The organism is Asticcacaulis solisilvae (genome assembly GCF_017875235.1).
Classification (GTDB): Bacteria; Pseudomonadota; Alphaproteobacteria; order Caulobacterales; family Caulobacteraceae; genus Asticcacaulis; species Asticcacaulis solisilvae_A.
The window spans coordinates 84,004-106,723 of record NZ_JAGGMI010000004.1; the positions used below are offsets into that span (position 1 = coordinate 84,004).

Sequence of the window (22,720 nt, forward strand, 5' to 3'; positions counted from 1 at the left end):
TTATGGCTTTGTTCTCAGGTAAAGAGGACGACGCCAATGGCCGAAGGTGAAGCGCTGATTTCGATCCGGGACCGGCTGCTGAAGGAGCGCAATGCGCTGCTCGACCTGTCGGCGCGCAATCGCCTGCTCAATACGCCACTGCGGACCAAGAACAATCGCGCTATCGAAATCGTCGATGAAAAATTGGCAGAGGTCTTTGCCCGGTTAAGCGATGGCAAGGCCATGACCTTCCTGCCCGGTGCCGGCGAAGACGAGGAAATGACCTCAAGCCTGCCGCAACCGGACGAAAAGCTGGATGCCGACGGCAAGGTCGCGCGCCACACCGACCTGAAACTGCAAACGCGCCTGACGTCCGAAGGCCTGCAAAAGCGCCTGTTCGACATCTGGTACGATGCGCAGACGCTTGAGCAGGAACAGGGCGTCAATATTCTTTATCTCGCGCTCGGCCTGCTGCGCTGGTTCGATGCCGATGCCTCGGACACGCCGCGTCATGCGCCCCTGGTGCTGCTGCCGGTGCGGCTGGAACGCACCAGCGCCACCGACAAATTCCGCCTGAAATGGCGCGACGAGCCGCCCTCGCCCAATCTGACGCTCCAGGCCAAGATGAAGGCCGAATTCGGACTTGTCATCGAAGACTTCCCGGATGAGGACGAGGTCGATCTCGACGCCTATGCCTCCCGGATCAAAGAGACCGTCGCAGGGCAAAAGCGCTGGGAAGTCCTGCCCGACGCCATGGTGCTCGGCTTTTTCTCATTCGCCAAGTTCCTGATGTACCGCGACCTCGATCCGGAAAACTGGCCCGAGGACGGTGGCATCGAAGACGCCCAACTGATCAAGGCGATCCTGCGCGACGGTTTTGAGGAGAGCGATCCACTGGTCGGCGACCATGATCGCATCGACGACAAGCTGCCGCCGGCCTCGCTGCATCATGTCGTCGACGCCGACAGTTCGCAGACCGTGGCGATCGCCGAGACCGTCGCCGGCCGCACCCTGGTCATCAAGGGCCCGCCCGGCACCGGCAAATCGCAGACCATCACCAATATCATCGCCGGCGCCGTTGCCGCCGGCAAGAAGGTGCTGTTCGTAGCCGAAAAGATGGCCGCGCTCGACGTCGTTCATCGCCGACTGAAGGCCGCGGGGTTAGGGCCTTTGACGCTGGAACTACACTCGAACAAGATCTCAAAGCGCAGCGTCCTCGAAGAGCTGAAACGCACCAAGGAGGCCGCCGCACGCGCGGCACCAGGCGACCTGACGGCGCTGCAACGGCTCGACGATCTGACCCAAACCCTGAACGGCTTTGCCGACCGGCTGCACGCGCCGCTGAGCCCGTCGGGCCTGTCGCCGCAAAAGATTCTGGGACGCTTGGCGAAATGGACCAGCGCCGGAGAGCCCGGCCGTGACTTTGCGCTCGACAGCGCCGAAGCCTGGACCAGCGCCGATGTGGCGGAACGGCGCACGCTTGCCGAAGACATTGCCGGACGGCTGGCGGCACTGGGGTCGCCTGCCACGCATATCTGGCGCGGCGTGCAGTGCGACGCGCTCGATCCATCAGAACGCGACGGCCTGGGCCGCGATATCGCCAAGGCGCGTGAGGCATTGGGCGGCGCTTTATCCCATGCCGCCGTCGCCACACGGTTGCTGGGGGCGGCGTCATCCGCGCGCATCAGCGACCTCGACCGGGCTTTGGCCTATCTGCGCCTGACCCCGCCGCCACGCGACGGCGACCGCACGGCTTTGGCTGACGCCAACTGGCGCAATCCGAAGGCGCTCACCGCCCTGGCCGATACCGGCGAGGCGCTGGTGCGCTTAAGGATCGAAGCGCAAAGCGCGCTCAACGACGCCGGCCTGACCGCTGATTACACCGCCATCCGCGAAGATGTGGTGACCAAGGGCAATGACCTGTTCCGCTTCCTCGACAGCGGCTTCCGGCGCAACATGGCCCTGCTGCGCTCCTACGCGAAGGGTACCTTGCCACAAAGCCCGGATGACCGGCTGAAGCTGATCGACCTGGCCCTGCGCCTGCAAAAGACCGAAGCCACGTTCGCCGACACGCAGCCTCTTGCCGCCGCCTTTGGCCGGCTGTGGCAGGATACGGGCAGCGACTGGGAAGCTTTGCGCAACGTCATCAACTGGCGGTCGTCGCACACTCTGCCGGCCGAGGTCTGGCCGCTCTATGCCGCGCTCTCCGATGCCGGCATTGCCGAGGCCGACCAGGCGCGCCAGGCGCTCTATCACGCACTGACCGACCTCAAGGCGGCGCTCGACAGCATTATCGCCCTGCTCGATCTCGACCTTGCCCGCGCGTTCGGCGCCAGCGACATCGGCGCCCTGCCTGTGCGGGCGCTTGATGAACGGCTCGATGCCTGGTCGGACGATCTGGAATCCTTGAGTCGTTATATCGCCTTCGCCTCGCGTGGCCGCCAGCTATCTGCCCTTGGCGTCGGCAGCGTCGTCGAAGCCCTGCACGCCGGCGGGCTCGATGGCGAAGACCTGATCGCCGCCTTCGACGGCGCCTATTCGCACGTCTTGCGCAATGTGCTGTTCCGCGACTGGCCGGAACTCAAAGCCTTCGACGGTGACGCGCAAGACCGCCATATCAATCAGTTCCGCCAACTCGATCGCGTGCGCATTGACCTGGCCCAGGCGCAGATCGCCGCCCAGGCCAGCGCGGCGCGGCCGGTGGGCAATGCCGGTATCGGCCCACTCGGCATCCTCAACGCCGAACTGGCCAAGAAGCGCAGCCACAAGCCGATCCGCGTCCTGCTGGAGCAGGCTGGCCAGGTCATCCAGGACCTGAAGCCCGTCTTCATGATGTCGCCGCTATCGGTGGCGCAGTTCCTCAAGCCCGGTGGCCTGCAGTTCGACCTGTTGGTCATGGACGAGGCCAGCCAGATCGAGCCCGTCGATGCCTTGGGCGCCATCGCCCGCGTTAAACAGCTCGCGGTCGTTGGCGATGAGCGGCAGCTGCCGCCGACCGCCTTCTTCAAGAAGCTGACCGGCGAGGACGAAATCGAAGAGGATGAGGGCCTGACGCTTCAGGCGCGCGACGCCGAAAGCATTCTCGACCTGTGCCTGGCCAAGGGCGCGCCGCACCGCATGCTCAACTGGCATTATCGCTCCAAACACCAGTCCTTGATCGCCGTCTCCAACCGTGAATTCTACGAGAACCGGCTGTTTATCGTGCCGTCGCCCTATGACGCGGTGGCCGGCATGGGGCTGAAATTCCACTGGCTGAAGGACACGACCTACGATCGCGGCAATACGCGCACAAATCCGAAAGAGGCGCGCACCGTCGCCGAAGCCGTCATTGCCCATGCACGCCTGCGGCCGGAGCAGACGCTCGGTGTCGCGACCTTCTCGGTCGCGCAGCGTCAGGCGGTCCTGACCGAACTTGAAGGTCTGCGCCGCGCCAATCCCGAGCTTGAATCCTTCTTCGCTGAGGACGCCACAGAGCCCTTCTTCGTCAAGAACCTGGAAAACATCCAAGGCGATGAGCGCGACGTCATCTTCATATCGGTCGGCTATGGCAAGACCGAAAAAGGCGATCTGGCCCACGCCTTTGGGCCATTATCCGGCGAAGGCGGCGAGCGGCGGCTGAACGTCCTGATCTCGCGCGCCAAGCTGCGTTGCGAGGTCTTCTGCAATTTCCGTGGCACCGATATCGACCTGGAACGGACGCAGGCGCGCGGCGTGGCGGCGCTGAAAATGTTCCTGACCTTCGCCGAAACCGGGCGTTTTGATGCCCACGACGGCGGAGGCACCCACGACAGCGAATTAGAGCAGCAGGTCGCCGAACGCCTGCGCGCGCTCGGCCACACGGTTGAAAGCCAGATCGGCGCTTCGGGCTTCCGCATCGACCTGGCCGTCGCCGATCCCGATCATCCCGGCCGCTTCCTGATCGGCATCGAATGCGATGGCGCGCAATACCACGCTTCGCGATCGGCACGCGACCGTGACCGCCTGCGTCAGCAGGTTCTGGAAAGCCACGGCTGGGTCATCCATCGTATCTGGAGCGCCGACTGGTATCTGCGCCCCAAGGAGGAACTGAAAAAGCTTGGCGACGCTATCGCCGCGGCAAAGACCGAATGGGCCATGCGCGACCAGGAAAAGGCCGACACCGACGCCGCCGAAGCCGTGACGCCGCCCACCGAAGTCGCACCCGCCGCACCGGCGCCGATGGTCGAAAAGCCGCTGCTCTATATCGAGGCGGATTTTCAGGTGAACAGCCGCGCCGATCCGCAAAGCCTGACCGTGCGGGAACTGGCGGATGTCGTCACTTCCGTCGCGGCCATCGAAGGACCGGTGCACGAAGACGAGATCATCGCGCGCGTGCGTTACCTCTGGGACCTGCCGCGAACCGGACCGCGCCTGAAGGCCGCCGTCGCCGCTGCCCTGCGCTTTGCCGTCTCTGAGGGCGCGGTCACCGAGGCCGACGGCTTCTACGGCGTCCCGGACCAGGCCGTGCGCATCCGCGACCGGTCGCAGGTGACATCAACGGGTCTGCGCAAGCCCGACATGCTGCCGCCGGCGGAGATCGAGGCAGCCTTGCTCAAGGTCGTCGACGACAATTACGGCGCGACACGCACTGATCTGGCTCCCGCCGCCGCGCGCCTTCTGGGCTTTGCGACGACGGGCGCGGCATTAAAGGCGCGGATCGATGACAGCGTGGCGCGGCTGGAGGCCGATGGCAGGCTGATCGACAAGAACGGTCTGCTGGTTTTACCCTGACTTTGCAAGGACATGGATGGCTTGGGATGCGGTTCTTACGCAGCCAGGCTTAAACTCCTGGCCACAGGAGACTTGACCATGGCCGACACCAAATATCCCATCAGCCGCGATAAGGAACGCGACTCGGGCGCTCAGCCTGAGCGCAACCGTCCGGATTCCATCACCCAGGAAGGCAAGGACATCAACACGGCCCTGAGCCACGATCAGCGCATGCACGGCGTTGAAACGTCCGAGGGCCATCAGGGTTCAGGCAGCGGCGACTTCCAGTCCAACAAACCCGCCGAGGACCAAGGCGGCTATGGCATGCAGGATACCGATCGGCGTCCGGCCGATCGCGACAATGCCGAAGGCAATGCTCAGGTCGGCGCGTCGCCCCTGCACGACAGCCGCTACAGCCGGGACGAAGAGCGCGCGCGGGGCAGCGTCAGCGCCCAACCTGGCCAGGAAAAGGCGGATATTCAGGACGAACGCCCGGAACGCCCCGGCCATGATACACCCGAAGGCAAGGCGCATAACGGCCGGGGCAATGACGAACGCGGCGGCTATGGCGTCGGCACGGCAAATCCCGAGACGCCGGCGACGACGAAGGGCCAGCAGCCATGACGACGCTGATGGCCCTTTTCGCCACGATCAGGCGCCAGTTCCTGGCACTGATCGGGCGGCGTTATCACAATACCGACCGTGCCTTGTGATCATTGCCGTATTCGTGCAGGAACAGGGCAATGTCGGTCTTGAGCCGGTGGGAATCCTGAGGGTCGGTCTTGATCGCGGTATCGAAGATGATCTTCTGGATGTCGCGCGGGAGACGGTCCCACGTCGCCAGCACGCCCGCTCCCAGATGCGAGAGCAGGTCGCGTTCGGCGGCCTCCAGATCTTCACTCAACGTCTGAGGTGTCCAGGCAGCGGCAGGTTCGGCAATATCGGTCATGGCATCGTCCTCCTAAAAAGGAGTTCACCAGCCGCCCGCTAAAAAAACCATACGCTTTTTGTGCCTAATCCGGCCTTGGCGACATGCTAAAGTTAGCCTCGCCGCGTGATCAAGCCCAAGGTAAAGCCGATGGCGACCGCGACGGCCAGGGAGGTCACAGGGTTTTGCCGGACCGTGGCGACGAGGTCGCGCGACAGTTCCTTGGTCGCGTCTTGGGCGGCCGAGACGCCCTCTTCGACCTCGGCGCGGATATTGTCCAGGGCGCCGCGAAGCTCGTCGGTGCTGTTGATCATCGGGAAGTCTCCAGAGTTTCAGCCACTATGCGGCAGGCAACGGCAAAAGCAAGCGGGCTTTACGCCGCACTTATCTGCTCCCGCGGCGTGTGGGCGGATTTCTTACACGCGAAGGCGTAAAACACTCTACCGGGGGCTTCCAACGTCAAGGAGCCTGGCATGGCCGAAATCGAATCCCGCAAATATTCGGATGAACATCGCAACAAGGCGCGCGTCGATGCGGGCAAGTTCAACCAGCCAACACAATTCCATCCCGACCGGACGGGTGCGCAAAAGAGCGACACCGGCGCCAAGCGTAAATAGCCATGACCGGCGAGCGCGACATTGTCATCTTCGATCTCGACGGCACGCTCGCCGACATCTCTCATCGCCAGCATATGGTACACGGGAAGCGCAAGAACTGGCGGGGCTTCTTTGCGGCCTGCGTCGACGACGCGCCGCATGAGGCTGTGATTATCATCCTGAGGGCGCTTTACCCCCGCTTCAAAATTTATCTGGTATCGGGACGCAGCGACGAGGTGCGCGATGAAACAGTGGACTGGCTGCGGCTAAATGACGTGCCGTGGCACGTGCTGATCATGCGCCGGCGCGGCGACCATACGCCGGACAACATCCTGAAAATCGGCTGGGTCCATGAGGGTCGCATCCCCAGGGACAGAATTTTGTGCGTTTTCGATGACCGCGACAAGGTGGTCAAAGCCTGGCGTCAGGCAGATATTCCCTGCTTCCAGGTCGCCGAAGGCAATTTTTAAAAGCATCTGCTCCGCTTTACGTGAAGCGGAGCAAATACCTTTAGATTTTGTTTGTTTGCCGGAAATGCTCAGGTTTCCTGCGCGACGCCGGTTTCGATCTTGCCGGTCAGGTGGCTGTCGTCGGTGTCGCGGGCAATATCGCCGATCGACAGAATGCCGACCATGCGCTTGTCGCGATCTAAGACGACCAGGCGGCGAATCTGGCGCGTGCGCATCACGTCGCCGGCTTCGCTTATATCGTTGTCTTCGAAGCAGTAGACGACATTTTCCGTCATGATCTGGCGGACAGGCGTATCGGCGTCGAGCCCTTCGGCGACGGCGCGAATGACGATGTCGCGATCCGTCAGGGCACCGCTCAGACGGTCGTTCTCGCCGACGGGCAGGTAACCGAAATCACCATCGCGCATCATCTGCGCCGCTTCCCGCAAGGTGGTGTCGGGTGTGGCGATTTCGAACTCGGGACACATGACTTCACTGACTTTCATAGGGCTGCTCCGCTGCTGGTGAAGTGGGATTTTGAGGCCGCGCGAAGGATAGGCGGCGACGCGTAAGAAGAGGCTGCGCATGGCCGGGACTTTGCGTAAATTCACCGTAAGCTTTCCGAATTTATGGAATTTTGATCCCGCCGCACGGTTTCCTGATATTTCCCTTAGGTTGCAAGGACTAGCCTGAAGGTTGTCACAGGGACTGCCGAAGCATAATCAACAGACAGGCGGAGGAGTGCACCATGCGGCTGCACGACCGGAAGGCGGCGGGGCAAGCGCTTGCCCGGCGGCTTGAGAACTTTTCCAGAAAGCCCGATACATTGATCCTGGCCCTGCCGCGCGGCGGCGTGCCGGTGGCCTACGAAATCGCCCGAAGTCTGCGCCTGCCGCTTGATGTTTTCCTGGTGCGCAAGCTGGGCTTGCCCCAGTACCCCGAAGTCGCCATGGGCGCGGTCGCCAGCGGCGGCGTCCGGGTGATGAACGCCGAAGTGCTGAAGGACAACCCGGTCGACGATGCCGAGATCGAAGCCGTGGCCCGCAAGGAGACCGAGGAACTTGCCCGGCGCGAAGCCGCCTATCGCGGCGATCGCCCCTACCCGGCTCTTCGCGGCAAGACGGTCATCGTCGTCGATGACGGGCTGGCGACCGGGGCCAGCATGCGCGCCGCGCTTACGGCGCTCCGGCGTGAAGGGCCGCGAGAACTGATTTGCGCCGTCCCCGTGGCCGCGCCGTCTGACGGCAACGACCTTCCCGAAGCCGACGCGGTCTTTGCCCTCATGCGGCCTGAGCCGTTTCACAGCGTGGGCCTGTGGTACGAACGTTTCGAACAGGTCAGCGACAAGGAGGTGCAATTGCTGCTCAAGGACGCGGAGATCTTCGCGCCCGATGCACCACAAAGCGAGGCCGATGCTTTGGCCGGCAAGCTGCGCCGCCACGTCACGCCATTGACCGGCAAGGCCGCCGACTATGACGAACTGATGGTGATGGCGGAGAATGCGCGCTTCGTGCTGATCGGCGAGGCCAGCCACGGCACGCATGAATTCTACAAGATCCGCGCCGATATCACCAAACGCCTCATCAACGAAAAGGGGTTCTCGGCCGTGGCGGTCGAGGCCGACTGGCCCGACGCCTTCCGCGTGAATCGCTATGTGCGTGGAGACAGGATCGCCAGCCCGACCGATGCCTTGAGCGACTTCAAACGCTTTCCGCAATGGATGTGGCGCAACAAGGAAACCCGCGACTTCATCGACTGGCTGCACGACCACAATGCGTCCTACGCCACGCGTAATGCCGGCTTCTACGGCCTCGACCTCTACAGCCTCAATACGTCGGTCGACGCCGTCATCGGGTATCTGGAAGGCGTCGATCCGATCGCGGCCAAGACGGCGCGCAACCGCTACGGCTGTTTCGATGCCTTCGACAATGATCCTCAACGTTATGGCTACATGACCGGACGCGGCGGCGCGGACAGCTGCGAGGACGCGCTGATCGCCCAGTTGCGCGACCTGCAGAAGAACACCTACGACTATATGCGCCGCGACGGCGCCCTGGCCGGCGAAGAGTTCTTTTCGGCCGAACAGAACGCGCGTCTGGTGAAGAATGCCGAGCACTATTACCGCGCCATGTTCCGGGGCAGGCCCAATTCCTGGAACATCCGCGACACCCACATGGCCGATACCCTGGATGAGCTCGACCAGTTCCTGTCAAAACAGCGTGGACGGCCAGCAAAGATCGTCGTCTGGGCGCACAATTCGCATATCGGGGATGCACGTGCGACCGGAGCCAAGGCGCGTGGCGAACTGAACCTCGGGCAATTGGTCCGTCAGCGTCATCCGGATGAAAGCCTGCTGATCGGCTTTTCGACCTATCACGGCACGGTCATGGCCGCGGACGACTGGGATGAGCCCCGACAGGTCAAGACGGTGCGCCGCGGTCTCGGCGGCAGTGTCGAAGAACTGTTCCACAAGGTGGGGGAACCGGGCTTCCTGCTCAATATGCGCGACAAGGGCATGGCGCGGCACTTGCTGAAGGAGCCCAGGCTGGCGCGGTTCATCGGCGTCATCTACCGGCCGGACAGCGAACGCGTCAGCCACTATGTCGATGTCGTCATGCCCGAACAGTTCGATGCCGTGCTGCATATCGACGAGACGCGGGCTGTATCGCCGCTGGTGGAGGAAGTGGCGGCAGCGACCGTGCCCCAGGCCGACGAGACCTATCCGACAGGCCTTTAATTCTCCTCTCTGGCGCGAAGCGATGGGAGGCGGCTTCGAGCGTAAGCGAAGATGACGGAGGGGTACAACGGCCAGAGATACCCCTCCCTCGCTTCGCGGTCCTCCTCCCCATAAAATGGGGAGGAGAAGAATTTAACCCATGGCGTCCGCAGGCACCTTGCTCTGGACCTGGGACTGCTTCTTCAGAGCATCCATTTCCTTGGCCAGGTCCTTGGCTTCCTGGCTGGACAGATACTTCTTCGCCTTTTCGAAGATCTCGCCCTCTTCTTCCTCGACGTGGTGCGTGACCGAGTGCTTGAATTCGCCAAAGGTCTCGAGCCACAACTCGTCCGTGACCGGCGTCGTGCTCAGCTTTTCGAGATATTCGCGGATTTCGTCGTGTTCGTGGTTGGCATGTTCGATCTTCTCTTCGACCTGCTTGGACCGCGTCGCGTCCTCGATAGCCTTATAGAAGGTCTGCTCTTCGGTGTCGGCATGGAGCGTCAGTTCCATTTTAATCGTTTCGAACAGGCTCTGGCGCTCGGCCGGATCCTTGCTGGCGATGACCTGTTCCATAAGGTCCGCAACCTTCTGGTGGTCCTTTTTCAGGTAGTTGTAAATATCCATGATACTGTCCTCGCAACTTTCGGGCTTGTTGTAAGCCGTCAGGGAAATGGTCTTCCGCCCCCGTCTCGGACAGGATGGCAAAGCGCGGGTAAGATCGATATGGCCGCAGCGGTGGCCAGCCGTAAGACCTGCGTAAAACCTTGATTGCGCTTGAGAATTACTCTCAAATCTATTTGTGCGTAATCTGGATACCGGCGGAGTCAAAGGCCTTTTTAATCCGCCGGTTATACTCACGCAGCACCTTCCAGCGTGCGGTAGGTTGCGTACGCATACGCGATTTGACGATCACGCCGACATCCGACAGCAGGTCGACGCCCGCGATTTCAAGATCGGCAAGGATGAGCGGCCCATATTGCGCATCCTTACGCAGCTCAGCCGCCGTGTCACGCATCACCTGCATGGCGTGGTCGATATCGGTATCGTATTTCAGCGGCAGGTCTGAGGCGGCGTAGGAGAAGGTCTTGGTCATATTGTGGATGACCTGGCTTTCGCCATACGGGAAGATATGCAGCGTGCCATCGGAGTCGCGCAGACGGATGGTGCGCAGCGTCATGTCCTCGACCTCACCGCTGAAGGCGCCGATCTGGACGATGTCGCCGACGGCGACAATGTCTTCCAGAATGAGGAACAGGCCAGTCAGCATGTCCTTGACGATGGTCTGGGCGCCGAAACCCACCGCCACGCCGACAACGCCGGCGCCGGCCAGAACGGGCGCGATTTCGACACCGACCTGGCTCAGCAGGGTGATGATGGCCAGGCCTATGATGACGACCTGCAGCAGGCGGCGGACCAGCGGACCCAGCGTATCCAGCTGCGCCCCCCGGCGCGGATCGCCTTCGCGCCGCAGACGGTTCAGCGTCTTGCGGGTGAACAGGCCCACACCTTCGACCGCCAGGGTCGCCAGAACCAGGACGGCCAGGACCCGCAGGGTCGTCGAGGCAATATGCCGGCCCGAACCTTCGGATGCCCAGGCAATGATGTCGATGCCCCAGACATTGGCGACCATGAAGATGGCGATCAGCCAGACCACCAGGCTGATGACCGACCGGCTCAGTTTCAGCGCCTTGTTCGCGCGCTTCTTGCGCTCTTCAGAGCTCTCTCCCGGCAGGTGAGATATCGCCTGGCACAACAGCCAGTTCAGGCCCCTGATGAGCAGAACGGCCACGACAAGGATAAGCGCGGTCAGGCCCGCATTGATCGCCAGACCTTGCGGCCCCAATCCGACCAGGTGGTTCCAGAACAGTGTCAAATTACCGGTGATCTGCTCGTACGCCGTCATGACTTTACTCCGTGGCCGTTACTATCGGCGCAAACCTGACGGCCGTCCCGTAAGGCGGAAATGACCCACACCCGGCCGGGTGGAAAAAAAACGGCAAAGTGTCTGATCCGCTTCAGGCCGCCTCGGGCATGATTTCGGCACTGTTGACCAGGTGGTTCGTGCCGATCAGCGTGCCCAGGATCGAGATCGCCATATCGTGGAAGCGGTGCTCCTTGTCGCTGGCGCACAGGTCGGCGATGACCCAGGTCAGGATGTCCTGTTCGAACAGGTCGCCGACCGTCTTCATGACGCAGGCCTCGGTGGCGATGCCGGCGACATGGACCTCCCGCGCCCGCCACCTGGCCAGGTGGCGTTCTAATGCCGCGTTGCAGCCGCTATAGTTGGGTTTGTCGATGATCACGGCGTCAGGGCGCGGCGTGATGGCCAGTTCGATGCCTTCACTGCCCGGCGCCAGGTCGTGATAGCCGAGGATACGCCGGAAGGGCGACGGATCGGGATTGTAGAAGCGCGTAAAGACGACGTGGTCGAACCGGTGCTGGATGTCTTCGATCGGTTTTAGCACGTGGCGCGACGACGGGCTGACGAAACCTTTTTGAACATCAACGGCGACAAGGACTTTCGGCATGCCTTTCCTTTCTCATGGACGGAAAGACTAGACCGCGCGCGAATAATGAATCGATCCGATTCCGGACAAAAAAATCCCCGGAGGGTGAACCACCGGGGGGCAAGAAGGTTGGGGAGACCTTGCAAAGGAAAGCTTCGATATTGTCGTTATCATAACTTGAAATCGATTACAACTCTGTTAAGGCTATGCCCGGTCAAAGGCAATGCTATGCTCGGCCGCAAGGGCAGGGCTTACAAGAGGAAACAGCATCATGGACGTATCACGGCGGACTTTTCTGGGCGCTTCGGGCGCGTTGGCGGCCTTTGCGGCAGCGGGCCAGGCAGGCGCCGCCGCCGCCGGCCTTATCAAGGCCAACTGGCCGCTGGGCGTCCAGCTGTGGACCGTCAATGCCCAGATGAAGGAAGATATTCCCGGCACGCTGAAGACGCTGAAGAGCCTGGGCTTCGACGTCATTGAAACCGCCGGACTTTATGGCGGCACCGCGCAGACGCTGAAGGGCCAGTTGGCCGACGCCGGCCTGAAGGCGCGCGCCTGCCATATGAATATGGGCGCCCTGTCGACCGATATCGACAAGCACATTGCCGACACTCTGGCGCTGGGCGCCGGCTGGCTGGTCGCCTCCTCGCCCAAGACGCCGGGCCCGATCGATTCGACCAAGCCGTGGGTACAGGCCATGAGCGAGGCCATGACCAAGGAGGCCTACCAGCAGAACGCCGAGATCATTTCCCAGATCGTGCCCAAGATCGAAGCAGCGGGGCTGAAGTTCGCCTATCACAACCACCCGATGGAGTTCGATGATTTCGGTGGCCAGTCGGGCCTCGACATCATGCTGACCGGCTCAGACAGGGCGCGCCTGGAACTCGACCTCGGCTGGGTTGCCGCCGCCGGCCACGATCCTGCCGCCATGATCAGGAAGTACAAGGGCAAGGTCGATCTCTTGCACATCAAGGACATGGTCAAGGATGGCTCAGGTTATCGCTCGGTCGAACTGGGCAAGGGGATCGTCAAATGGAAGCCGGCGTTTGAAGCCGCCAAGGCCGAGGGCGTGAAACAATTTTTCGTCGAGCAGGAAGAGCCCTATGTCCGGCCGATCTTCGAATCGCTTGCGGAGAGCGTAGCCCATCTCAAGTCGTTGTAACTTAAGGCTCGGATAAGTTAAAGGTTGGCATTTTCGCCAACGCGGTCTAGGGATTGCCTTTGCGGCGCGCGGGAACGCGCCGCAACAGGATGTTTATATGTCGACCATCTCCGATGTCGCCAATCTGGCCGGCGTCTCCACGGCAACGGTATCGCGCGTACTCAACGGTTATACGCACGTATCGCCGCGCGTGCTGGAAAGGGTCGAAAAGGCGATCGCCGAGCTTGGCTATGAGCCCAACGCCATGGCGAAATCCCTGCGTACGCTGAAAAGCAACCGCATCATCGTCACGGTTCCCGACATCGCCAACCCCTTCTACGCCAACATTATTCGCGGCGTCGAAGAGACCGCGTCGGCCGCGGGCTATGCCGTTCTGCTGGGCGATATCGGCTCGGCGGCCGGCAGCGATGAAGCCTATGCCGCGCTATTGAAGCGCAAGGAAGCCGACGGCCTGATCTTCCTCGGCCATAGCCTCCCGGATTCGCTCAGCGAGCGGGTAACGCGTGAAGGGGCGGCGGCGCCCGTCGTCAATGGCTGCGAATTCAGCGGCAGCCTGCCGGTGTCGAGCGTCAATATCGACAATACCGCCGCCGCGCGCGAAATGATCGAACACCTGCATGGCCTGGGACACCGCCATATCGGCGTCATCACCGGCGATATGCGCAGCCCCACCAGCCGTGGCCGTCTGAGCGGCGTCGAAGATGCGGCCCGGGCGTTGGGACTCACGGACATGCAGATCGTCAATGGCGATTACACGATCGAATCCGGGATCGCCCGCGCTACGGAGCTGATTCAGGGCGCGCGCCGACCGACCGCCCTTTTCTGTTTCAGTGACGACATGGCCTTCGGCGCCATCCATGCGCTGCGTGGCGCGGGTCTGAACTGCCCGGGCGATGTGTCGGTGGCCGGTTTCGATGACCTCCGCCTGGCCAAGTATGCCCAGCCGGCTTTGACGACCATCCGCCAGCCGATGCACGAAATCGGCGTCAAGACGGTGGAGCTGCTGCTCGACATTATCGAAAACGGCGCGATCGAGCGGGTCAATCTGACGCTCGGTCACGAACTGGTGGTGCGCGCCAGTACGGCGGCGCCGAGGTTTTAGGGCAAGCTGTACGCAATAACCTTGCCCGATGGCTTGACCTTAGGGTTCTTGCCGCCGCCGGCCTGGACGACGACATACTGCCTGCCCCTGACCGCATAGGTCGCGGGCGTGGCGATGCTCGAAGCCGGCAGTTGCGCCTGCCACAGCAGGGCGCCAGTCTTTTTGTCGAAGGCGCGGAATTTGTTGTCGAAGATGGTCGCGGCGATAAACAGCACGCCGCCCTTCGTCACCACGGCGCCGCCATAGTTCTCGCTGCCGGTCGTCTTGTCCGCCAGCTCGGGATATTCGCCTAAAGGCTTCGTCCAGACATACTTGCCGGTATTGACGTCGAGCGCGCTCAAGGTGCCCCACGGCGGCTTGATGGCCGGATAACCGTCGGGATCAAGGAAGCGAACATAGCCATCGAAGACATAGGCGTCGTTGTCAGTCGAAGGATATTCCCCCGCGACCTTTTGGGCCTTTTGCGCCGGATCGCCTTTTAGATAGCCGATGACATTGGCGATCTCGGCACCGCTCAGCTGCGTCCCAAAGCCAGGCATGCGGCCGGCGCCATTGGTGATCTGGCGCGTCAGTTGCTGATCGTCCAACCTTGTATGCACGCCGATCAGCGACGGGAATTCCGGCGGGCTGCCGGTGCGGTCGTCGCGGTGGCAGGCGGCGCAATTATTCTGGTAAAGGGCTTCGCCGCTCACGCCGGCCATCTTGGGCGGCTGCGGCTTGACCTTGAGTATCCACGCCATCTCGTTGGCATTGATATAGAGCAGACCCGTTTCCGGATCAAAGGAGGCGCCACCATATTCAGCGCCCCCATCCATGCCAGGCAAGAGGATCGTCCCCTGAACCGACGGCGGATCGAACGGCCCACGCGAGCGCAGACCGGCAAACACCTTCTTCACAGCGGCATTGGCCTCTGGGGTCCGGTCGGTCAGCAGGTCTTCGGTCAGGTGCTGGCGGGCAAATGGTTCCGGGCTGACCGGCATGGTCTGCGTCGGCGACGTTGTTTCACCCGGGACATCGGTTGGCGGGACTGCAATCTCCTGGACCGGATACAGCGGCTTGCCCGTTTCGCGGTCGAGAATGAAGACAAGACCGGCCTTGGTGACCTGGGCGACCGCCGGGCGGCCCTTGACCGCAATCAGGGTCGGCGGGGTCGGCGGGTCACGGTCCCACAGGTCGTGCCTGACCAACTGGAAGTGCCAGACGCGTTTTCCGGTATTGGCATCGAGCGCCACCAGCGAGGTTCCGAACAGGTTGTCACCCTCGCGATCACCGCCATAGAAATCCTTATTGCCCATGCCGGCCGAAGCCAGCGGCACAAAGACGAGGCCACGTTCCGGATCAAGCGTCAGGCCCGACCAGGCATTGGCGCCCTTGGCCGTCTTCCAGGCGTCCTTGGGCCAGGTTTCGTAGCCATATTCGCCGGGATGCGGAATGGTATGGAATATCCAGCGCATCTTGCCGGTGCGGACGTCGAAGGCGCGGATATGGCCCGGCGTATTGCCGGTCGAGCCCATGACGATCAGATCCTTATAGACCACGCCCGGCGTGACATTGCCGACGCTGATCGAGTCAAAGTCGCGGCCCAGGCCTTCGCGCAGATCGACCTCACCGTTCTTGCCGAAGGTATTGATCAGCCGGCCGGTTGCGACATCGACGGCGATCAGCTTGCCGCGAAAGGTGAAGAGGATGCGCGCACCGCCCTCGCCTTCCCAGTAGGAGATCCCGCGCAGGCGCTGGCGCGTGACGATCTCATCGCCGAAGGACGGATCGAACACCCACTGCTGCTTGCCGGTGGCGGCATCGAGACAGAACAGCTTGCCCTTGGGTGAAATGAAATAGAGCCGCCCCCGGATGACCATCGGGTTGCCTTCCATCTCGGACTGGCTGGCGCCCTCACCAAAGGCATCGCCCGAGTCGAATTCCCAGGCAACCTTGAGGTTTTTCACATTCTGCGGTGTGATCTGGTCGAGCGTCGAATAGTGCGTTCCGTTGGGATTGCCATGATAGTGCGGCCAGTCGGCACCCGAGGTCGATGAGGTCCCGTCGATCGGTTTCTGGCTGCAGCTTGCGAGCAACAGAAGTGTAGCGATCGCGACTAACCCCCTTCCTCGCATTATCCCATCAATCCCTGACGGCGCGCAAACGCGACCAGCAGATCCGGCCATAAGCCCCACGGCTCGCCATTGCCCGGCTTCATGCCAAAGCCATGGCCGCCGGCCGCGAACAGGTGGGTTTCGACGACGCGGCCCTTGGCCTTCAAAGCGTCGCGCAAGGCCGTGGAGTTTTCGACCTTTACCGTGGCGTCGTCTTCGGCATGGACCAGGAAGACCGGCGGCGTATCGCCATCGACATTGCGGTCGGGTGTGTAACGCGCGATCTGCTCCGGCGTGGCAGGGCCGCCGAACAGCGACGGCGCCGTGCCCGAATAGGCGATCGCCGGGTCGAGCGACTGGACCGGATAGATGGGCGCCGCCAGGAATGGACGGGCGCTTAGATCGTCTGTGGCGTCGATCTTCGGATAGGTGAAAGACGTGTGGCGCGTGGCGACCGAGGCCGTCAGGAAACCACCGGCGCTGAAACCCGCGACACCGACGCGTGCGGCATCCAGCTTGAAGCGCGCAGCATTGGCGCGAATGGCCTTCATGGCGCGCACCGCATCGAGCGTGCCGACATCGGCGCGGTCGGCCCAGCCGTCATTGGCCAGGCGGTAAAAAAGCACGAAACAGGTGACGCCTTCGGCATTCAAGCGTTGCGCCAACTGATAGCCTTCGTGGTCGAAATAGTTCCACGAGAAGCCGCCGCCCGGGATGATCAGCATGGCGCCGCCATTGGGCTTGGACGCCGGAAACACAGCCAGGCGCGGTTTCGAAATGCCCTGGACGCGACGCAGGTGATCGGCTGGGTTGGTCGAAACCTCCTCGACGACTTCCTTCAGGTTGGCAGGCGCTTTCAGATCACTTGGCCATAAGTCTATAGTGCCGACCGGTTCCGGCCAAGTGAGCTGGCGCGTATCGCCTGGCACGGTTGGCGCCGCGGTCTGGGCAGCGGCGCCTGTCGCCGCCAGCGCCAGGGGGGTCATCAGCAGGCTGCGGCGCACGACGTCCATCTCAGTATCCCATCAGCTTGCGCAGGGATTCCTTGGACGCGCCGGAGCCGGCGAAGTCGTCGAAGGCCTTTTCCGTCACGCGAATGATGTGATCGCGGATGAAGGTGGCGCCTTCGCGCGCGCCGTCTTCCGGATGCTTGAGGGCGCATTCCCACTCCAGCACCGCCCAGCCATCATAATTGTACTGGGCCATCTTGGAGAAGATGCCCTTGAAGTCGACCTGGCCGTCGCCGAGGCTGCGGAAGCGGCCCGGGCGTTCCAGCCAGCCCTGATAACCGCCATAGACGCCCGACCGGCCGTTCGGATTGAACTCCGCGTCCTTGACGTGGAACATCTTGATCCGTTCGTGATAGATGTCGATGTAGCTTAAGTAATCGAGCTGCTGCAGGACGAAGTGGCTAGGGTCGAACAGGATGTTGGCGCGGCGGTGGCCACCGACGACATCCAGGAATCGCTCGAAGGTCGCGCCGTCGTGCAGGTCTTCGCCCGGGTGGATTTCGTAGCAGCAGTCGATGCCGCAGTCTTCATAGACGTCGAGGATTGGCTTCCAGCGGCGGCCGAGTTCGGCGAAGGCTTCTTCGACCAGGCCGTGCGGGCGCTGGGGCCAGGCATAGAAGTACGGCCAGGCCAGCGCGCCCGAGAAGGTGACCGAGGCCTTGAGACCCAGGCGTTGCGACGCCTTGGCGGCCAGCTTGACCTGATCGACGGCCCAGGCCTGACGCGCCGCAGGGTTGCCGCGCACTTCCGGCGCCGCGAAGCCGTCGAACAGGGTGTCGTAGGCCGGGTGAACGGCAACAAGCTGGCCCTGCAGGTGGGTCGACAGTTCGGTGATTTCGAGGCCATAGGCCGCCAGTCCGCCCTTAATCTCATCGCAGTAGGCTTGCGATTCGGCCGCCTGCTTCAGGTCGAAGATATGGGCGTCGCTGGTCGGCACCTGGATGCCCTTATAGCCCAGGTTCGCCGCCCATTCGGCTATGGTGTCGAGCCGGTTGAACGGCGCCTTGTCACCCAGGAACTGGGCGATGAAAATGGCCGGGCCTTTGATGGTCTTCATAATCGGTATCCTTCTCCTCCCGATTTGATGGGAGGCAGCGCTGCGCGCGGCAATGACAGAGGTATCCCCTCCACCACCCATAGAAGCGTGCTAACGCTTCGCTCTATGAGCACGATTGGTCCCCTCCCCATCGCTACGCGACAGGGAGGAGAAAATAGCGTTATACGTCCTTCAACGTCCGCCACTGGCGGGCATTGCTGGATTCGACCGCGACAGCGACAAAGTGCATGCCGCGCACACCGTCCTCGATGCCGGGCACGGTCTTGCCGCTGCCCGTGATCTGGTCGGCGAAGTCGCGATAGATGTTGGCGAAGGCTTCGAGATAGCCTTCCGGATGGCCCGCTGGAATGCGGATCATCGCCTGGACCTCGGGCGACAGATAGCCACCGCCAGCATGAAGCACCTCAGTGGGCTTGTCGCCATAGTTCAGCGTTAGGGTGTTGGGTGTTTCCTGGCTCCAGTCGAGCCCGCCCAGTTCGCCATAGACGCGGATGCGCAGGGCATTGCGCTCACCTGCTGAAATCTGCGAAGCGATCAGGGCGCCACGCGCTCCGTTGTCAAAGCGCAGCAGAATGTCGCAGTCGTCGTCGAGCATACGGCCCGGCACGACCTTGCCGAGATCCGCGCACAGTTCGGTGACGCGCAGGCCTGTGATGAATTCGGCCAGATGGAAGGCATGGACGCCGATATCGCCGATGCAGCCGCCAAGACCGGCCTGCTTGGGATCGACGCGCCAGTCGGCCTGCTTCGAATGGACGTCCTGCGACAGCCAGCCCTGAGGATATTCGACAACGATCTTCCTGATCCTGCCGAGCTTGCCCTGGGCAACCAAAGCCTTGGCCTCGCGCACCAGCGGGTAACCGCTATAGGTGTAAGTAAGACCATAGTTGCGGCCGGTCTTGCGGATGACCTCGCGCAAGGCCAGGGCCTGATCAAGGTTGAGCGTCGCCGGCTTGTCGCACATGACGTCGAAGCCAGCCTCAAGCGCCGCCTTGCTGATCGGGAAGTGGGTGTCGTTCGGCGTCACGACGCAGACAACATCGACCTTGCCCTGCTCCTTCGCAAGCAGGTCACGCCAGTCGGCATGGACGCGGTCGGCCGGGAGATTATAGCCCTCGCCCGCCGCCGCATTCTTCACCGGATCGCGGCTGAAGGCGCCGGCGACCAGCTCGTAACGCCGGTCCATGCCCGTGGCCTTCAGGTGGACCGGGCCGATAAAGGCGCCCGGTCCACCGCCGACCATTGCCAACCGCAAAGGCCCTTTTGGGGGACCACTTTTAGCCATCGATGTTTTCGCCTTCGCTACGCCCTAGAATCACCGGTTTGTAACCGCCCCTGCTTTGGAACCAGAAGATGAGCAGCAGGAAGACGATGCCGGTCACGACCGGGATCAGCGAGACTTCCTTGAGCGCGTCCTTCTTGGCGCTGGCCGACAGGCCGTCGAGCACCGCCTTGTCGGCTTCTGGAGCCGCCGCGACCTTGGCCTCATCGAGCGCCTGATAGGTGCCAAAGATCGAGACCTTGGGCTCGCTGAGATATTGCTGCGTCAGGCTGGTCTGGTTGGCGGTGTCGTGCGCCCGCAGGCCCTCGCGGGTCGAGTGGTCCTGCGCCGCGCCCAGCAGCACCGAACCCAGGATACCGGCCGCCAGCATGCCGCCACCGCCCAGCATGTTGATGGTAACGGCGCCGCCCTTGGGGAACTGCTCCGAAGCGACAGCCAGCGTCGTGCCCCAGAAGAAGCTCTTGCCGATACCGTAGAGCGTCGCGGCCGCCAGGATGACGCCGCCGGTGGCGTCCGACATCAGGAACAGGCCGCCGGCCGACAGGGCGCAGGCCATGGCCAGCACGCCCAGCGGCTTGAACTTTTCGATCAGGGTGCCGGCGAAGATGCGGATCACGAAGACGATCAGCGAGGTGTAGATCAGCACCCAGCCACCGGCCAGGCCGATGTTTTCCATTTCCGGCGCCATCAGCGACGAAATCCAGCTGTCGGTCGCCAGTTCCGTGACGGCCAGCGGCATCATGAGCAGGACCAGCAGGATATAGAGCGGACGGCCCGGAGACCGCGCGAAAATGGCGTAGATGACGGCCAGGGCAACGGCACCACCCCAGCTGACCATCGGGTCGAGCGCGAAGACGCGGCCGACTTCAAGCATGATGAGGGCGCCGAGGATAAAGGCGCTGATGAAACCGGCCTCGCCCAGCATGGTGCGGTAGGAGACGCCCGAAGCGACGCGTTCCGATACCGGGAACTTACGGCCCAGCAGCAGGAAAGTATAGGTCAGGACCGGCACGATCATCAGGCCGACCTTGACCTGCCAGCCGACGCCCGGCGTGAAGTGGTCGAGCGCCATGGCCAGCAGGCCGCCGAGGATCATGCCGCCCGGCCACGCCGCGTGCAGGCGGTTGAGCCACTTGGGCTTGTCGTGGTTGTAGATGGTGGCGATCAGGGGGTTGGCGGCGGCTTCGACCGCGCCATTGCCCAGTGCCATGACGAAGGTGCCGGCATAGAGCGCCCAGTAGCCATTGGCCGTCAGCAGCAGGCCGAGACCGCCCAGGTGGCACAGGGCCGCGAACCAGAAGGTCGCCTTGAAACCGATCTTGTCGATGAACAGCGAGATCAGGACGATCGAAATGGCGAAGGGCCACAGGCCGACGCCCAACAGTTCGCCCTTCTGCGTTTCGGTTAATGCAAAATCGACACCCCAGGTATCGACGACCAGCGCGCGCAGAATAAAGCAGAAGGAGGTGGCGGCGATGGCTGCGAAGGAGGCGGCGAACAAGGGGCCATTGCCCTGGACGCCTTGGGACGATGCGGCGGCGGATGCGCTACTCATGTGTGTAACCCCTGTGTTTCAACCCTTTGGCCGTCAGGTTTTCTTGTTTGCTTTGCCCTGCGGCGTCTCGTGATTTAGGTGTAATCGATTACAGCAGGCTTGTGAAGCTGCCGCATGCAAGCTGTCCCATATTGGCGGGATTGTTCAAGGAAAAAATCGTACAAGTCGTCCTGAGCTTAATAGAGATCACGGCGATAGCGGCCGGCGGCGATGGCGTCCTCGGCCCAGTCATTGCCGAGGTGCCGGCGCAGGGCGGCATCGACGGCCCGGCCCATGTCGAGCCCGCCGCAGACGAGGACCGATCCGCCATCGGCCAGCCATTCCTTCAGTTCCTTTGTCCGGCCGACCAGGGCGTCCTGGACGTAGCGCCCCTGCCCGTCGGTGACGGACGAGAAGGCGAGGTCGAGCCGGGCCAGTTGGCCCTTGTCCTGCCAGGCGATCAGTTCATCGCACGCACCGCCGTCGGTGACCGGATTACGCTCACCATAAATCATCCAGCACGGGCGCCCGGCGGTCATGGCTGTCAGCAAATGCGCGCGCAGGCCGGCCAGGCCGGATCCTGCACCAATCAGCAGGACCGGGCCCGAGCCTTCCGGCAAGTGGAAATTGGCATGGACTTTAAGGCGCAGCTTCAGGATTTCGCCGGGTTGCAGCGTCTCGGTCAGCAGCTTCGAGCCATCGCCATCGGCCTTTTGCCGCACCAGCAGTCGGACATGGCCTTCGCCAGGCAAGGACGCGATCGAATAGTCGCGGCGGTGGCCCTTGGGCGTGATGATTTCAACCAGGTCGCCGGCCTGCCATACGACACGTCTTTGGGCCTGTCCTTCAACCGGCTGAAGATCGACGCGGACCAGTTTCTGTGCCTTGCTGTCGGGGTTCAGGACCTCGCGCGCCGCCAGCCGCCAGTCATCAAAAACGATCTCTTCTTCGGCGGCCTGGCCGGCGCCGAGGCTCGACAGGAAGCCGTCCCATTTGGCCAGGGCCTTGGGATCGAGATCGTCGACCTCAACGCAGCCGCGCATCTGGCGAGCGCCGCACTCCATCAGCCAGGCATCCAGCCTATGACCAAAGGCGCAGAAATGGCCGTGCGTCCGGTCACCAAGCGCCAGTATGGCAAAGCTGAGCTGACCCAGTTCGACACGCTTCTTCATCAGGGTGTGTTCGAAGCGCATGGCTTCATCGGGCGCGTCGCCCTCACCGGCGGTCGACACCACGCACAGGGCTTGCGCGGCGTGCTGCAGCAGATCAGGCGTTGCCTCTTTCAACGACAGGACGATGGCAGCCTGTCCGCCGGCGTTGAGGCTGGCGGCCGTGCGGCGGGCCAGCGATTCGGCCTGTCCCGTCTGCGAGGCGTAGAGAACGAGGATGGCCGAGGATTCCTTCATCGCCTCGACGGTCGCGGCGGCGCTAACCTGCGGCTTCTTGCGGAAGGACAGCAGGGTCACAATCAAGACGATAAGCGCCGCCACACCGGCCAGCAGCCAGCGCGTCGTGTCCTGGGTTACAAATGCGCCCAATTCCGTCAAAGCCCAATATCCCTCAAAGCCCAATCCCTC

General features: G+C 62.6%; 19 protein-coding genes. 7 read left to right on the forward strand and 12 right to left on the reverse strand.

The features are described 5' to 3' along the window. Window positions 1-36: 36 nt before the first annotated feature. Window positions 37-4,728 (forward strand): DUF3320 domain-containing protein, encoded by a 4,692-nt coding sequence (locus tag J2X24_RS08725; protein ID WP_209719707.1) that lies wholly within the window; start codon window positions 37-39, stop codon window positions 4,726-4,728. Between the two features lie 78 nt (window positions 4,729-4,806). Continuing rightward, window positions 4,807-5,331, forward strand: a complete 525-nt coding sequence (locus J2X24_RS08730; RefSeq protein ID WP_209719708.1) for a hypothetical protein — start codon at window positions 4,807-4,809, stop codon at window positions 5,329-5,331. Between the two features lie 64 nt (window positions 5,332-5,395). On the opposite strand, the gene J2X24_RS08735 is transcribed toward J2X24_RS08730, so the two are convergent. Both J2X24_RS08735 and J2X24_RS08740 read right to left on the reverse strand, forming a co-directional pair. After that, window positions 5,396-5,656, reverse strand: coding sequence for a hypothetical protein (locus J2X24_RS08735; protein ID WP_209719710.1), 261 nt, complete (start codon window positions 5,654-5,656; stop codon window positions 5,396-5,398). Window positions 5,657-5,748: 92 nt separating this feature from the next. Continuing rightward, window positions 5,749-5,949, reverse strand: a complete 201-nt coding sequence (locus J2X24_RS08740; protein WP_209719713.1) for a DUF883 family protein — start codon at window positions 5,947-5,949, stop codon at window positions 5,749-5,751. 159 nt (window positions 5,950-6,108) lie between these two features. On the opposite strand from J2X24_RS08740, the gene J2X24_RS08745 reads away from it, so the two are divergent. Together J2X24_RS08745 and J2X24_RS08750 are read left to right on the forward strand one after the other, a co-directional pair. Then, window positions 6,109-6,252 carry a hypothetical protein gene (locus J2X24_RS08745; protein ID WP_209719715.1) on the forward strand — a complete coding sequence of 48 codons (144 nt, stop codon included), beginning with the start codon at window positions 6,109-6,111 and terminating at the stop codon, window positions 6,250-6,252. 2 nt (window positions 6,253-6,254) lie between these two features. Beyond that, a complete protein-coding gene (locus J2X24_RS08750) occupies window positions 6,255-6,701 on the forward strand; it encodes a phosphatase domain-containing protein (RefSeq protein ID WP_209719717.1) in 447 nt (148 codons plus the stop codon). A gap of 68 nt (window positions 6,702-6,769) precedes the next feature. On the opposite strand, the gene J2X24_RS08755 is transcribed toward J2X24_RS08750, so the two are convergent. Next, on the reverse strand, window positions 6,770-7,186 hold the full coding sequence (locus tag J2X24_RS08755) for a CBS domain-containing protein (protein WP_209719719.1): 417 nt from the start codon (window positions 7,184-7,186) through the stop codon (window positions 6,770-6,772). A gap of 242 nt (window positions 7,187-7,428) precedes the next feature. Between J2X24_RS08755 and J2X24_RS08760 the strand changes: the two genes are divergently transcribed. After that, on the forward strand, window positions 7,429-9,417 hold the full coding sequence (locus J2X24_RS08760) for an erythromycin esterase family protein (RefSeq protein ID WP_209719721.1): 1,989 nt from the start codon (window positions 7,429-7,431) through the stop codon (window positions 9,415-9,417). A gap of 132 nt (window positions 9,418-9,549) precedes the next feature. On the opposite strand, the gene J2X24_RS08765 is transcribed toward J2X24_RS08760, so the two are convergent. The 3 genes from J2X24_RS08765 to J2X24_RS08775 all read right to left on the reverse strand — a co-directional run bounded on the left by J2X24_RS08765 (window position 9,550) and on the right by J2X24_RS08775 (window position 11,927). Further along, on the reverse strand, window positions 9,550-10,023 hold the full coding sequence (locus tag J2X24_RS08765; RefSeq protein ID WP_209719723.1) for a hemerythrin domain-containing protein: 474 nt from the start codon (window positions 10,021-10,023) through the stop codon (window positions 9,550-9,552). 169 nt (window positions 10,024-10,192) lie between these two features. Further along, window positions 10,193-11,302, reverse strand: coding sequence for a mechanosensitive ion channel family protein (locus tag J2X24_RS08770; RefSeq protein WP_209719726.1), 1,110 nt, complete (start codon window positions 11,300-11,302; stop codon window positions 10,193-10,195). A 112-nt stretch (window positions 11,303-11,414) separates the two neighbouring features. Then, on the reverse strand, window positions 11,415-11,927 hold the full coding sequence (locus J2X24_RS08775) for a cysteine hydrolase family protein (RefSeq protein WP_209719729.1): 513 nt from the start codon (window positions 11,925-11,927) through the stop codon (window positions 11,415-11,417). Window positions 11,928-12,177: 250 nt separating this feature from the next. Between J2X24_RS08775 and J2X24_RS08780 the strand changes: the two genes are divergently transcribed. Together J2X24_RS08780 and J2X24_RS08785 are read left to right on the forward strand one after the other, a co-directional pair. Next, window positions 12,178-13,065 (forward strand): sugar phosphate isomerase/epimerase family protein, encoded by an 888-nt coding sequence (locus tag J2X24_RS08780; protein WP_209719731.1) that lies wholly within the window; start codon window positions 12,178-12,180, stop codon window positions 13,063-13,065. A gap of 97 nt (window positions 13,066-13,162) precedes the next feature. Continuing rightward, window positions 13,163-14,167 carry a LacI family DNA-binding transcriptional regulator gene (locus J2X24_RS08785; protein ID WP_209719734.1) on the forward strand — a complete coding sequence of 335 codons (1,005 nt, stop codon included), beginning with the start codon at window positions 13,163-13,165 and terminating at the stop codon, window positions 14,165-14,167. Here J2X24_RS08785 and J2X24_RS08790 read toward each other — a convergent pair. From J2X24_RS08790 to J2X24_RS08815, 6 genes are all read right to left on the reverse strand, one after another. After that, window positions 14,164-16,242, reverse strand: coding sequence for an outer membrane protein assembly factor BamB family protein (locus J2X24_RS08790; RefSeq protein WP_245344570.1), 2,079 nt, complete (start codon window positions 16,240-16,242; stop codon window positions 14,164-14,166). The genes J2X24_RS08785 and J2X24_RS08790 overlap by 4 nt on opposite strands. Window positions 16,243-16,280: 38 nt before the next feature. Beyond that, window positions 16,281-17,273 carry an alpha/beta hydrolase gene (locus J2X24_RS08795; RefSeq protein WP_209719739.1) on the reverse strand — a complete coding sequence of 331 codons (993 nt, stop codon included), beginning with the start codon at window positions 17,271-17,273 and terminating at the stop codon, window positions 16,281-16,283. Window position 17,274: 1 nt separating this feature from the next. Further along, complete coding sequence (locus tag J2X24_RS08800; RefSeq protein WP_209719742.1) at window positions 17,275-18,327, reverse strand: sugar phosphate isomerase/epimerase family protein; 1,053 nt, start codon at window positions 18,325-18,327, stop codon at window positions 17,275-17,277. A gap of 160 nt (window positions 18,328-18,487) precedes the next feature. Further along, on the reverse strand, window positions 18,488-19,612 hold the full coding sequence (locus J2X24_RS08805) for a Gfo/Idh/MocA family protein (RefSeq protein ID WP_209719744.1): 1,125 nt from the start codon (window positions 19,610-19,612) through the stop codon (window positions 18,488-18,490). After that, window positions 19,605-21,164 (reverse strand): MFS transporter, encoded by a 1,560-nt coding sequence (locus J2X24_RS08810; protein WP_209719747.1) that lies wholly within the window; start codon window positions 21,162-21,164, stop codon window positions 19,605-19,607. Before J2X24_RS08810 ends, J2X24_RS08805 begins: the two co-directional genes overlap by 8 nt. Before the next feature lie 176 nt (window positions 21,165-21,340). Continuing rightward, window positions 21,341-22,690 (reverse strand): NADPH cytochrome P450 oxidoreductase family protein, encoded by a 1,350-nt coding sequence (locus J2X24_RS08815; protein ID WP_209719750.1) that lies wholly within the window; start codon window positions 22,688-22,690, stop codon window positions 21,341-21,343. Window positions 22,691-22,720: the final 30 nt, after the last annotated feature.

Coding starts and splice junctions, on each gene's coding strand:
- J2X24_RS08725 (WP_209719707.1), top strand. CDS start 37: ATGGCCGAAGGTGAAGCGCTGATTTCGATCCGGGACCGGCTGCTGAAG.
- J2X24_RS08730 (WP_209719708.1), top strand. CDS start 4,807: ATGGCCGACACCAAATATCCCATCAGCCGCGATAAGGAACGCGACTCG.
- J2X24_RS08735 (WP_209719710.1), bottom strand. CDS start 5,656: ATGACCGATATTGCCGAACCTGCCGCTGCCTGGACACCTCAGACGTTG.
- J2X24_RS08740 (WP_209719713.1), bottom strand. CDS start 5,949: ATGATCAACAGCACCGACGAGCTTCGCGGCGCCCTGGACAATATCCGC.
- J2X24_RS08745 (WP_209719715.1), top strand. CDS start 6,109: ATGGCCGAAATCGAATCCCGCAAATATTCGGATGAACATCGCAACAAG.
- J2X24_RS08750 (WP_209719717.1), top strand. CDS start 6,255: ATGACCGGCGAGCGCGACATTGTCATCTTCGATCTCGACGGCACGCTC.
- J2X24_RS08755 (WP_209719719.1), bottom strand. CDS start 7,186: ATGAAAGTCAGTGAAGTCATGTGTCCCGAGTTCGAAATCGCCACACCC.
- J2X24_RS08760 (WP_209719721.1), top strand. CDS start 7,429: ATGCGGCTGCACGACCGGAAGGCGGCGGGGCAAGCGCTTGCCCGGCGG.
- J2X24_RS08765 (WP_209719723.1), bottom strand. CDS start 10,023: ATGGATATTTACAACTACCTGAAAAAGGACCACCAGAAGGTTGCGGAC.
- J2X24_RS08770 (WP_209719726.1), bottom strand. CDS start 11,302: ATGACGGCGTACGAGCAGATCACCGGTAATTTGACACTGTTCTGGAAC.
- J2X24_RS08775 (WP_209719729.1), bottom strand. CDS start 11,927: ATGCCGAAAGTCCTTGTCGCCGTTGATGTTCAAAAAGGTTTCGTCAGC.
- J2X24_RS08780 (WP_209719731.1), top strand. CDS start 12,178: ATGGACGTATCACGGCGGACTTTTCTGGGCGCTTCGGGCGCGTTGGCG.
- J2X24_RS08785 (WP_209719734.1), top strand. CDS start 13,163: ATGTCGACCATCTCCGATGTCGCCAATCTGGCCGGCGTCTCCACGGCA.
- J2X24_RS08795 (WP_209719739.1), bottom strand. CDS start 17,273: ATGGACGTCGTGCGCCGCAGCCTGCTGATGACCCCCCTGGCGCTGGCG.
- J2X24_RS08800 (WP_209719742.1), bottom strand. CDS start 18,327: ATGAAGACCATCAAAGGCCCGGCCATTTTCATCGCCCAGTTCCTGGGT.
- J2X24_RS08805 (WP_209719744.1), bottom strand. CDS start 19,612: ATGGCTAAAAGTGGTCCCCCAAAAGGGCCTTTGCGGTTGGCAATGGTC.
- J2X24_RS08810 (WP_209719747.1), bottom strand. CDS start 21,164: ATGAGTAGCGCATCCGCCGCCGCATCGTCCCAAGGCGTCCAGGGCAAT.